The following is a 13018-nucleotide window of genomic DNA, read 5'->3' as shown; positions in this document are numbered from 1 at the left end:
CTAGTTGTATGAGTAAATTACTTATTGTAGGTTCTATTGCCTTTGATGCTATTGAAACGCCTTTTGGTAAAACTGATAAAATATTAGGAGGAGCAGCCCCTTATATTGCGCTTTCTGCCTCGAATTTCAACATTTCGTCATCCATTGTTTCTGTAGTTGGAGAAGATTTTCCTTTGGATTATCTTTCTATGCTTCAGGAAAAAAATATTGACACTTCTGCTGTTGAGATTGTAAAAGGAGGAAAGACTTTTTTCTGGAGTGGTCGATATCATAATGATTTAAATTCTAGAGATACATTAGATACACAACTTAATGTACTTGCTGATTTTAATCCTGTGGTTCCTGATAATTATAAAGATGCAGATATTGTAATGCTGGGAAATCTAAATCCTTTAGTACAACTAGGTGTAATAGAGCAACTTACTACGAAGCCAAAACTTACGATATTAGATACTATGAATTTCTGGATGGAAGATGCTTTTTTAGGAGATCTTTTAAAAGTAATTTCAAAAGTAGATGTAATTACTATCAATGATGAAGAGGCTAGGCAATTAAGTGGAGAATATTCTTTGGTAAAAGCCGCCAGAGCAATCGAAAAGATGGGGCCAAAATATGTTGTGATTAAAAAAGGAGAACATGGGGCTTTGTTGTTTCATAAAGAACAGATTTTCTTTGCCCCTGCACTACCACTAGAAGAAGTTTTTGATCCTACTGGTGCAGGAGATACATTTGCAGGAGGTTTTTCGGGATACCTGACCAAGACAGATGATATTTCATTCGAGAATATGAAAAAAGCAATTATTCATGCTTCAAACCTCGCATCTTTTTGTGTAGAAAAATTTGGTACAGAGCGAATGGAGAATTTGAATCGAGATGAGGTTCAGAGGCGACTTCAGCAGTTTAGAGAGTTAACACAATTCGAAATAGAATTGTCTTGATATAAAGTATAGCCCTAAAGTAATTATTTAGGGCTTTTTTGATTATGATTAACACAACAACATTTAGAATTTTGGAATACAATGAGTGATGCGTTAAAACACGAATGCGGTATAGCATTTATCAGATTACTAAAACCATTAGAGTATTATAAGGAGAAATACGGTAGTGCATTTTATGGAGTAAATAAAATGTATCTAATGATGGAAAAACAACATAATCGCGGTCAGGACGGTGCGGGATTTGCAAGTATTAAATTAGATACGGCTCCTGGCGAACGATATATAAGTAGAGTTCGATCTAGTGAATCGCAGCCAATACAAGATATTTTTTCTCAGATTAATGATAGAATTAATAGAGAATTGGTAGAGCATCCAGAATATGCTGACGATGTCGAGCTACAGAAAAAAAATATTCCCTACATAGGAGAAGTACTATTGGGACATGTTCGCTATGGGACATTTGGTAAAAATAGCGTAGAGAGTGTTCATCCTTTTTTAAGACAAAATAATTGGATGCATCGTAATCTTATCGTAGCAGGTAACTTTAATATGACTAACAATGATGTGTTGTTTAATAATCTTGTGAGATTAGGGCAGCATCCAAAAGATAAGGTAGATACCATTACTGTAATGGAAAAAATAGGCCACTTTTTGGATTCTGAAGTAGCTAAGTTATATAAAAAACTAAAGAAAGAAGGATTTAATAAAAATGAAGCTTCTCCTCAAATTGCAGAACGATTAAACGTCGCAAAAATCCTTAAAAAGTCATCGAGAGATTGGGATGGAGGTTATGCCATGGCAGGAATGCTTGGGCATGGCGATGCTTTTGTTTTAAGAGACCCAGCAGGAATTAGGCCAGCATACTATTATAAAGATGATGAAGTGGTGGTGGTTGCTTCAGAAAGACCTGTTATTCAAACGGTATTTGATGTTGCTTTTGATGATGTATTAGAACTTGATCCTGGAAAAGCAATTATCGTCAAAAAGAATGGGGATACATCGATAAATAGAATTATTGATCCATTAGAGAGAAAAGCATGTTCTTTTGAGCGTATTTATTTTTCACGAGGAAGTGATGCCGAGATTTATGAAGAAAGAAAGAGCTTAGGAAGATTGCTTATGCCTCAGGTTTTAGAAGAAATTGATCATGATACAGTAAATACCGTATTTTCTTTTATTCCGAATACAGCTGAAACCTCTTTTTATGGTATGGTTGAAGCGGCTCAGGATGAATTAAATAAACAGAAGAACGAAACTATACTTTCAGAAAAAGAGACATTAACAGATGAACGTTTATCAGAAATTCTCTCATACAGATTAAGAACAGAGAAAATTGCAATCAAAGATGCTAAGCTTCGTACTTTTATTACAGAAGATAGTAGTAGGGATGATTTGGTAGCGCATGTCTATGATGTGACTTATGGCGTAGTAAAACAAGAAGATAATTTAGTCATAATCGATGATAGTATCGTAAGAGGAACTACACTTAAAAAGAGTATTATTAAGATGATGGATAGATTGAAACCAAAGAAAATTGTTGTTGTTTCTTCGGCACCACAAATTCGTTATCCAGATTGTTACGGAATCGATATGGCAAGATTAGAAGGTCTAGTTGCATTTCAGGCAGCATTAGAGCTTTTAAAAGAAAATGGAAATTATGACTTGGTAGAGCAGGTTTATGAAAAATGTAAAGCCCAGGAAAATTTGGTAGACTCAGAAGTGCAAAATTTTGTAAAAGAAATCTATAGTGGATTCTCTGATCAGGAAATAAGTGATAAAATATCAGAATTGTTAAGTGATAAATCGGTAAAAGCTGATGTAAAGATTATTTATCAGACTGTCGATAATCTTCATAAAGCTTGTCCTAAGAATCTTGGGGATTGGTATTTTACAGGAGATTATCCAACTATAGGAGGAAATAGAGTTGTAAATAAGGCTTTTATAAACTTCTTTGAAGGTAAAAATGAAAGAGCTTACTAAAAAAACAAAAATGTTTGTTGTTAAAAAGGGTTAATTTGTGTATTTCAACAAGTATTTTGACCTTTCGTCTAAAACATTTTTTCACTATGAAATAACGTTCTATATTAGCAAAGCCATAGCATAAGTAGGTTAAGTTCATGGTAGATTTGGGGCAAAAAAAGGTGGTTCTTCCACCTTTTTTTATTTTCTGGCATTTCGTAATACTTTCACATAAAAAAAGAGCCACAATACTGTAACTCTTTTTTTAATATATATAGATACTTATTTTCCTTGCGCATATCGACTAGCTACTTCGTTCCAGTCAATTACATTAAAAAATGCTGCGACATAATCCGGACGACGATTTTGGTAGTTTAAATAGTATGCATGTTCCCAAACATCTAATGCAAGGATAGGAGTTCCTCCGCATCCAACACCAGGCATTAAAGGATTGTCTTGATTAGGAGTAGAACAAATTTCTACTTTCCCTCCCTGATGTACACATAACCAGGCCCATCCAGATCCAAATCTTGTACCAGCTGCTTTTGAGAATGCTTCTTTAAAAGCATCAAAAGATCCATACGCGGCATTAATTGCATCTGCAATTTCACCAGATGGTTTTCCTCCTCCATTGGGTGACATGATCTCCCAAAATAAATTATGATTGTAATATCCACCACCATTATTTCTAACAGCTCCATTAGACATATCTAGATTAATAAGAATGTTTTCAATGGTTTTACCCTCAAGATCAGTCCCTTCAATTGCAGCATTTAATTTGCTAGTATATCCAGCATGATGTTTATCATGATGAATTTCCATGGTACGAGCATCTATATGAGGTTCTAACGCATCAAAAGCGTAGTTTAATTTTGGTAATTCGAATGACATATGTTATTATTTTAATTAATAAAAAATAAAAGCGACATCAAATTTAACAATTAGAATGATGAATAAAAATTTATAATTGTTATAAATTGATTAAATCCTATAGGATCATAAAAACAACCTTTTTTGTTGCTATAATTTTATAGAATTTGATGGGTATAAGAATTTCGGGTTTTAGTATTTTAGTAAAAAAAAGAATTGAATTCTACTACTGCTTTTGTTGTTTATAATGCTGCTGCTGGTGCTGGTAAAACCTATACTTTGGTAAAAACATATTTAATTGCTCTGTTAAAAGGAGAGTATAGAGATAGTTACAAAAATATCTTGGCGATTACTTTTACAAATAAAGCTGTAGCCGAGATGAAATCCAGAATATTAGAGAACTTAGTTGCTATTAGCGCTCTTGATACTCCATCAAAATATCAGGGTTTGTTAAGTGAATTAAGTACAGAGATCAAAATTCCAGAATCCGAACTTAAACAAAAAGCAAAACGAATTCTTAGAAGTATTCTTCATAATTATGCGGCATTTGATGTTGTTACTATTGATACATTTACACATAGAGTTATCAGGACATTTGCACATGATTTAGAGATTCCTATGAATTTTGAGATCGAAATGGATACAGATGCTTTAATTGAAGAAGCCGTAGATGCTGTAGTTGCCAAAATAGGACTAAACGAAGAACTAACCAGATTGATTGTTGATTTTGCGATTAGCAAGCTCGAGGATGATAAAAGTTGGGATATCACTATAGAACTTAACAAGATAGCCAGATTGTTATTTAGTGAAAATGACAGAGAACACCTTAATAAACTTTCGCATAAAACAATTGCCGACTTTGAGGTGCTAAAAAAACAATTGAACCAAAAGGTTACCGAATGTAAAAAAGATATTATTTCTAAGTCAAATACAGTTTTACAATTAATTAAAAACAAGGGGTTAGAATATACAGATTTTACTCGGAGCTCAATTCCTAATCATTTTTTGAAACTTGCAGAAGGCGAGGTAAAAGCTGATTTTAAAGCAGCGTGGAAACAAAATATACAAGAAGCCTCTTTATATAACGCCAAGTTAGACCCTCATAAAAAAGAACTAATCGATAATGTGAGATCTTCTGTAGAAGATGCTTTTCTAACAACAAAGCAATTATTAATACAAATTGGTTTTTTTCAGAATATTATCAAAAACCTTACACCTCTTTCGGTATTAAACGCAATTAATAAAGAATTAATTGGAATCAAAAAAGAAAGAAAGATTCTATTGATATCAGAATTTAATACAATTATAAGTAAAGCAATTAAGGATCAGCCAGCTCCATTTATATACGAACGTTTAGGAGAGCGTTATAGAGATTATTTTATTGATGAATTTCAGGACACTTCAGAATTACAGTGGAATAATCTGATTCCTCTTATCGATAATGCGGTTTCAACAGAAACATTAACAGGCAAAAGAGGACAGGTTACTATAGTGGGAGATGCAAAACAAGCAATTTATCGGTGGAGAGGAGGGAAAGCAGAACAATTTATTAATTTATCGTCTGATGAAAACCCTTTTTCAATACAGGAAAAACAGGTTCTTAATCTCCCCAGGAATTATCGTAGTCACGAAGAAATTATTAAATTCAATAATAGTTTATTTACTTTTTTATCGGGTGATTTTAAAAATGAAAAACATCGAGAATTATATGTACTGGGCAATAAACAAGAAGTTAACTCCAAAAAAAACGGATACGTTAATCTATCATTTGTTGAAGCAAAAAATGTAGCTCAAGAGAATGACCTATATCCCGAGAAAGTGTATGAAGCTGTACTCGAACTAAACAAAAAAGGATATCCACTTAATGAAATATGTGTAATCGTAAGAAAACAAAAAGAAGGAGCTGTTATAGCAGATCTTCTTACCCAAAAAGGGTTGTCTATAATTTCTTCAGAAACATTATTAATTAATAATGCCCCACAAGTTGTATTTATTATTGATCTGCTTACCTGGTGTATACAACCCGATCATCTTCAATCAAAAATTAATGTATTACATTTCTTGACCGAGAAGTTTTCAATACAGGAAAAACATTTGTTTCTGGAAAAAATGATCAAGAGTACTAAGAATACATTTTCTTCCGAACTTAAAACTCTAGGGCTTGATTTTGACCTTGCCAAAGTAGCTATAAAACCTCTTTATGATGCAGTAGAATATATTATAGCCAGTTTTTCTCTTGCCGATAGTACTACAGCGTATATACAGTTTTTTCTGGATGTTGTGTTTGCATTTACTCAAAAACACACAGAAGGTATTGTAGGCTTTTTAGCATATTGGCATGTCAAAAAAGATAAATTAAGCATTGTTGCCCCAGAAACAGAGCAGGCAATTAAGATCATGACTATACATAAAGCAAAAGGACTAGAGTTTCCTTGCGTTATTTATCCATATGCTAATATAGATATCTATGAAGAAATAGAACCCAAAACTTGGCTGGCAGTAGATAGTGAAAAATATGGCAATTTTGAAGAAGTGTTTATTAACTATAATAAAGGAATATCTGAATATGGTAAAGATGCAGAAGAAATTGTATTACACAGGCAAGCTCAATTAGAGTTAGATGCGTTTAATCTATTATATGTAGTACTTACTCGTGCAAAAGAACAACTATATATTGTTTCTAATTTGAAATTAAATTCTAAAGGAGAAAGCAACCCCAATACTTTTTCTGGGAAATTAATTGCATATCTAAAACATCTAGATCAATGGAATCCTGAAAAAACCGTGTACACTTTTGGTCACCCTTTAAAACCAGAGATTTTAAATACAGATATAGAAGATAAGCCAAAAGTGATTAAACTTTCTCGATTCGAGGATTCCTCAAGGAAATATAAAGTAAATATTGTAACTAATTCTGGTAAACTATGGGATACGTCTCAACAGAATGCAATTGAAAAAGGAAATTTGATACATGATCTTATGGCTTCTGTAGATACATATAAGGATGTAAAAAGAGTTGTTGAAGAAGCTCATAAAACAGGAGAAATTACTATTTCTGAAAAAGAAATACTTTATGATGAAATAAAAGGTATTGTAGACCATCCAGAGCTTTCTCAATACTTTTCTTTAGATAATATAGTATATAATGAAAGAGATATAATTTCTAATGGAAGATTATTTCGACCAGATAGAATAGTAGTCGATAAAAATAATCGGACCACTATAATAGATTATAAAACTGGAGTTCATAATGCTTCTCACACTCTGCAAATACAGGGATACGCATCACTTCTTGAAAAAATAGGACACACTATAAAAGATAAAATTCTAATTTATTTTAATGATAATATCACCTTAAAACACGTATAAATAAACTATCATTTTTATAATTACTAAAAGAAATTTAAGGATAAAAGGTATTTTTATCTTATAATTGTAACGTAATTGCTGAGATAAATACTTTAATTTTTCTCTAATAAGGTTAAAATTATTGCTTTTTTTGGGGCTTGAAAACTGTAAGAAAAAACAACTACACTCTCCAAAGCTGCGATATATGCTGGCCTGTTAAGAAAAATTTATTAGATTTATCTTTGACAGTTATTTTTAACATATTACATTTGCTCTAATTAACACTTAAAAATTAAATTATTGAATATGAAACATCTTAGCAGATTTTTAGTGGCTTCGTTACTTGTACTTGGATTTAGTACGGCGAATGCACAAGATGAAAACAATCCTTGGGCGGTTTCTATAGGCATTAATGCCGTTGACATCTTTCCTACTGGGGGAGACCTTACTAGTCAGGGAGAAATTTTCGATGAATATTTTAATGCTAGTGACCACTGGAACATCCTTCCATCTGTTTCCAAATTATCTGTTGGTAGATATATAGGAGATGGTTTTAGTTTTACAGCGGCAGGATCGGTTAACAAAATAGAAAACTGGGGAGAAAATCCTACTACAGGAGAAGATTTAAAAGTTGATGACCTATCTTATTATGCCTTAGATGGTAGAATTAGCTACAGCTTTAAGAAAGTATTTGGTTCAAGTTGGATCGATCCTTACTTAGGTGTAGGTGGAGGTTATACTTGGCTTGATGAAAAAGGAGCTGGAACATTAAACGGTTCTCTTGGATTCAACTTTTGGTTAACTGAAAACTTAGCATTTAACCTTCAATCAACTTATAAGCACGTATTTGAAGATTATGAGACTGGTAGTTACCCACCAACTCATTTCCAACATTCTGCAGGACTTACTTTCGCATTTGGAGGTAAAGATACTGACGGTGACGGAATATATGACAAAGATGATGAGTGTCCAGATGTTCCTGGTTTAGAGGAATTCAACGGATGTCCTGATACTGATGGTGATGGAATCACTGATGCTAAAGATGAATGTCCTGATACTGCAGGTACTGCTGAATTTAATGGATGTCCTGATACTGACGGTGACGGAGTTCCAGATCCTAAAGATGAGTGTCCTACTGAAGCTGGATTACCTGCTCTTAATGGATGTCCTGATGCTGACGGTGATGGTATCGCTGACGGTAAAGATGGTTGTCCTAATGAAGCTGGACCAGCTGCAAATAACGGATGTCCTTACCAAGATAAAGATGGTGATGGTGTATTAGATAAAGATGATAACTGTCCTGACGTTGCTGGTACTGTTGCTAACAATGGTTGTCCAGAAGTAACTGAAGAAGTACAGAAGACTCTTAACGCTTATGCAAAAACTATCTTATTTGATTCTGGTAAATCTACAATCAAAGAAGCATCTAATAAAGTACTTGGAGATATTATCGCAATATTAAAAGAGTACCCTACTGCTAAATTTACTGTAGAAGGACATACTGATAGTGTAGGAAGTGCTAAACTTAATCAAAGATTATCTGATTCTAGAGCAAATGCTGTTAAGAACTACTTAACAGAAAATGGTATCGACCAGTTCAGATTATCAGCTGTTGGTTATGGTGAAGACAGACCTATCGCTTCTAATAAAACTAGAAAAGGTAGAGGAGAAAACAGACGTGTAGAGATTAACTTAGTAAAATAAGAATAAAGTCTCTTAATCATACTAATAAAAACGTCCCGAAATTTTCGGGACGTTTTTTATTTTTAGAAAATTAAACAGATAATAGATTTTCTAATGCATAATCTGGGTTTAACACAATTGATTTTACTTATTAGATTAAGGTTTGTTTAGAGATTTAATATCTTGCACATAAAATCATAAATACTTGAAAAGTTTTCTAAAAGAAGTTATACTAGAAGTGCAAGGCACTACAGAAAAAATAAGCGATCTGATTTTTCTGGTACCTAGTAAAAGAGCAGGACTTTTTCTTAAAAAAGAACTTTTAGAAACATATCCCGATCAAACTCTTTTTGCACCAATAATCCTTAGTATTGAAGAATTTATCGTTCGATTATCAGGGTTGCAACAGATGGATAACGTACAGACTTTATTTGAGTTTTATGAAACTTATTTAAACACCCATACTCACCTAGAAAAAGAAGATTTTGAGACATTTAGTAATTGGGCTCAGACCTTAATCTATGATTTTAATGAAATCGATAGATACTGTATAGATCACAAGAGCTTTTTTGCTTACTTATCAGGGATACAAGACCTAAACCATTGGTATTTACAAAAAGAAAAAACCGAATTGGTTAAAAATTACATTAGGTTTTGGGAAAACCTGATGGATTATTATAACAATTTTAAAAATAAATTACTTTCCAAAAAAATAGGATATCAAGGATTGCTGTACAGAAAAGCATCAGAAGATATCCAGGCGTATATTAATACCGAAAATAGAACACATATCCTGGTAGGATTTAATGCTCTAAATAATGCAGAACAGATCATTTTTCAATCACTTTTAGAGGCTAATATTGCTCAGGTGTATTGGGATGCAGATCATTTTTTTATGGAGAATACCTACCACGAAGCATCATTATTCTTACGAACATATAAAAATCAATGGGAATATTATAAAAAGAATCCGTTTCAATGGGTGCAAAACAATTTTTCTGAAGAAAAAGACATTACTCTGGTAGGAGTACCTAAAAATATAGGCCAGGCAAAATCTATTGGTCAAATACTTACTTCGGTCCCCAAGTCCGAGGTCGAAAAAACAGCTTTGGTACTTGCAGACGAAACGCTATTGCAGCCCCTGCTTAATTCATTGCCTAATACAATCGAAGCCTTAAATATTACGATGGGACTACCTCTTAAAGAGGTTCCTATAGCTGCATTTTTTGAATTATTATTTAGCCTCCATAAAAACTCTAGCTCCAAAGGATTCTATTATAAATTGGTAGTAGAGATTTTAAATAGCCTACCCGCATATAGAATATTAGGATTTGAAGCAACACGATTGATCAATACCATTTCTAAAGAAAATATCGTTTACATATCATTAGATAAACTACAGGAAAAAGCTTCAGATAAGGAAAAACAAGCACTTAAATTAATATTCGAACCTTGGAAAGATGTTACTACAGCCTTAGAGAATTGTAGGAAAATAATACTATTACTCAAAAATAATCTTGATAAGAAAAACGATGAATTAGAACTAGAATATGTATATCATTTTCATTTAGTTTTTAATAAAGTTTTTACGTTACATAATAGCTATCAATATATAGAAACGATAGGATCTTTATATACATTATATAAAGATATTATGATGTCTGAGACATTAGATTTTTCTGGAGAGCCATTTAGTGGGTTACAGCTTATGGGAATGTTAGAATCTCGATGTCTTGATTTTGAAACTGTTATTATCACTTCGGTTAATGAAGGAGTTTTGCCTGCTGGTAAAAGTATGAATTCTTTCATTCCTTATGATCTCAAAAGAGCATACAATCTTCCTACATATAAAGAAAAAGACGCTATATATACATATCATTTTTATAGATTGATCCAAAGAGCTAAAAAAGTGTATCTACTGTATAATACAGAAGATGAAGGAGTAGGTGGTGGAGAAAAGAGTAGGTTTCTACTTCAGTTAGATATAGATAAAAGACCCAAACATAAACTCACAAAATATGTAGTATCGGCAGAAGTCCCTATGTTAACCAACCAACCATTACAGATAAAGAAAAATGAAGCTGTTTTGCTAAAGTTGAAAGAACTAGGTGCACACGGGTTATCCCCATCTGCATTAACTACTTATATAAGAAACCCTATGGATTTCTATTATAAATATGTTTTGGGCGTTACAGAAACCGAACAGGTAGAAGAAACTATTGCAGCAAACACTTTAGGGACAGTGATCCATAATACACTCGAAACTTTTTATAAACCATTAGAAGATAAATTTCTTACTATAGAAGATATTAATAAGATGAGAAACCAAATTGATGTCGAACTTCGGGATCAGTTTAGACAAGAGTATACAAAACTCAATATCACTCAAGGTAAAAATCTTTTGATTTTTGAAGTAGCTAAGCAATATGTATATAATTTCCTAAAAGCAGAAGAAAAACTAATAAAAGATGGAGCACAATTAAAGATTCTGGCTATAGAAAGTAATCTAAAAACGAAATTAGAAATTCCTGAGTTAGATTTTCCTATTTATATTAAAGGAAAAGTAGATCGTATTGATGAGTTGGATGGGCAAGTAAGGATAATAGATTATAAGACAGGAAGAGTAGGTCGAAATGATGTCGTTATCATGGATTGGGATATAATTACCGATGAATATAAATATAGCAAGGTAATCCAGGTTTTAGCATATGCATACATGCAACATAATGAAAATCCAATTTCAAAAGCTTTTCAAGCAGGTATAATTTCATTTAAGAATCTTCAAGAAGGATTTCTTAAGTTTGGAACAAAAGAAAGCATAAGAGGGAAAGCAAATTACGAAATTACAAATACAGTGTTCGACGATTATTTGCTACAGTTAAAAAAATTGATCCTGGAAATTTTTAATATTGAAACCCCATTTATTGAAAAAGAAGTGTAGCTCAATAACGTAGACACTAAACTCTATACTTAGAATTATGATGATCAAAAACAAAAATATAATAGTTGCAGGAAAACATCAAAAACCAATTTTGACAGATGTTTTTTATACAGATACCGGGTTGCAAAAACCTATTGTTATTTTTTGTCATGGATATAAAGGTTTTAAAGATTGGGGAGCCTGGGATTTGGTGGCAGAAGCTTTTGCCAAGGCTGGATTTTTCTTTATAAAATTTAATTTTTCACACAATGGAGGCACGATAAAACAACCTATCGATTTTCCTGACCTCGAAGCTTTTGGCAATAATAATTATATTAAAGAATTAGATGATTTAGACACTATTGTAAATTGGGTAACCTCTTCAGATTTCAAATTCAAAAATGACATTAATACTTCAAACATTTCTTTGATAGGGCATTCTCGTGGTGGTGGGATTGTAACTATTAAAGCCTCAGAAGATAAGAGAATCACTACATTAATAACGTGGGCAAGTGTTTCTGATTATAAAAACCGGTTTCCAAAAGGAGAAGCGTTTACCCATTGGCAGAAGAAAGGAGTAATGTATATCGAAAACGGAAGAACCAAACAGCAAATGCCACATTATTATCAGTTTTACACATCTTTTGTAGAAAATGAAGATAGATTAACGATTGCTAATGCGGCCAAAAAAATTGAAATTCCACATTTGATTATTCACGGTACAGAGGACCCTACAGTTGATGTGCAGGAGAGTAAAGATATACATCAATGGAGCATTAACAGTGAAATATTCTTGGTAGAAGGAGCCGATCATATATTTGGGGTAAAACATCCATGGCAAAGCAATAATTTATCAAAACATCTTAAGACAATAGCACAAAAAAGCATAGATTTTATACGTCTTTAACACTTTCTTAGCCAAAAAATATAATAAGCAATCATTTTTTTTCGTTTATTTGCTGTTATGAAGTTTAATAGACAAATACTGGCTTCCGTATTTTTGGTACTCTTCGGTATCATTCAATTGGCAGACTTACATATTGTGGGTCATGATGCTGATGATACAGATTGCACTCTTTGTAAATTTACTTCAGATCATCATAATGATAACTTTACATCTGCAGACACTGTTACTGTTCCTGAAGCGGTGCATGTTCCTGCCGATATTGTTAGAGCAACTTATGTGAATCGATATTTTGATTCATCTGCTGCTTACAATTTTCTAAACAAAGCTCCCCCTGCAGCATAGTTTTACCTAAAAAACTTTATTACTGAAACTTAACTGTGGTATATCCATACC

Annotated in this window: 8 protein-coding genes; 7 read left to right on the top strand and 1 reads right to left on the bottom strand. The window is 32.7% G+C overall.

Annotated features, from left to right (window positions below; genetic code table 11):
• Positions 1–8 precede the first annotated feature (8 nt).
• Both ATO12_RS06270 and ATO12_RS06265 read left to right on the top strand, forming a co-directional pair.
• Positions 9–938: a PfkB family carbohydrate kinase gene (locus ATO12_RS06270; RefSeq protein WP_034240211.1), complete on the top strand. Its 930-nt coding sequence runs from the start codon at positions 9–11 to the stop codon at positions 936–938.
• 81 nt (positions 939–1019) lie between these two features.
• Positions 1020–2918, top strand: coding sequence for an amidophosphoribosyltransferase (locus tag ATO12_RS06265; protein WP_034240209.1), 1899 nt, complete (start codon positions 1020–1022; stop codon positions 2916–2918).
• 261 nt (positions 2919–3179) lie between these two features.
• Here the strand turns inward: ATO12_RS06265 and ATO12_RS06260 are convergent, their stop codons facing one another.
• Positions 3180–3788, bottom strand: coding sequence for a superoxide dismutase (locus ATO12_RS06260; protein ID WP_034240207.1), 609 nt, complete (start codon positions 3786–3788; stop codon positions 3180–3182).
• 195 nt (positions 3789–3983) lie between these two features.
• Between ATO12_RS06260 and ATO12_RS06255 the strand changes: the two genes are divergently transcribed.
• The 5 genes from ATO12_RS06255 to ATO12_RS06235 all read left to right on the top strand — a co-directional run bounded on the left by ATO12_RS06255 (position 3984) and on the right by ATO12_RS06235 (position 12967).
• The gene (locus ATO12_RS06255) at positions 3984–7136 is read left to right on the top strand and encodes a UvrD-helicase domain-containing protein (protein ID WP_034240204.1); all 3153 of its coding nucleotides are present in this window, start codon (positions 3984–3986) and stop codon (positions 7134–7136) included.
• 285 nt (positions 7137–7421) lie between these two features.
• The gene (locus tag ATO12_RS06250) at positions 7422–8819 is read left to right on the top strand and encodes an OmpA family protein (protein ID WP_034240201.1); all 1398 of its coding nucleotides are present in this window, start codon (positions 7422–7424) and stop codon (positions 8817–8819) included.
• 184 nt (positions 8820–9003) lie between these two features.
• Complete coding sequence (locus tag ATO12_RS06245; protein WP_034240198.1) at positions 9004–11739, top strand: PD-(D/E)XK nuclease family protein; 2736 nt, start codon at positions 9004–9006, stop codon at positions 11737–11739.
• A 37-nt stretch (positions 11740–11776) separates the two neighbouring features.
• Entirely contained in the window at positions 11777–12625 is an 849-nt protein-coding gene (locus ATO12_RS06240) for an alpha/beta hydrolase family protein (protein ID WP_316932917.1), read from the top strand.
• A gap of 57 nt (positions 12626–12682) precedes the next feature.
• The gene (locus ATO12_RS06235) at positions 12683–12967 is read left to right on the top strand and encodes a hypothetical protein (RefSeq protein ID WP_034240195.1); all 285 of its coding nucleotides are present in this window, start codon (positions 12683–12685) and stop codon (positions 12965–12967) included.
• Positions 12968–13018: the final 51 nt, after the last annotated feature.

This window comes from Aquimarina atlantica (assembly GCF_000626715.1).
Classification (GTDB): domain Bacteria; phylum Bacteroidota; class Bacteroidia; order Flavobacteriales; family Flavobacteriaceae; genus Aquimarina; species Aquimarina atlantica.
The sequence above is the reverse complement of the archived record's forward strand: the minus strand, read 5'-3'. Positions and strand labels throughout refer to the sequence as shown.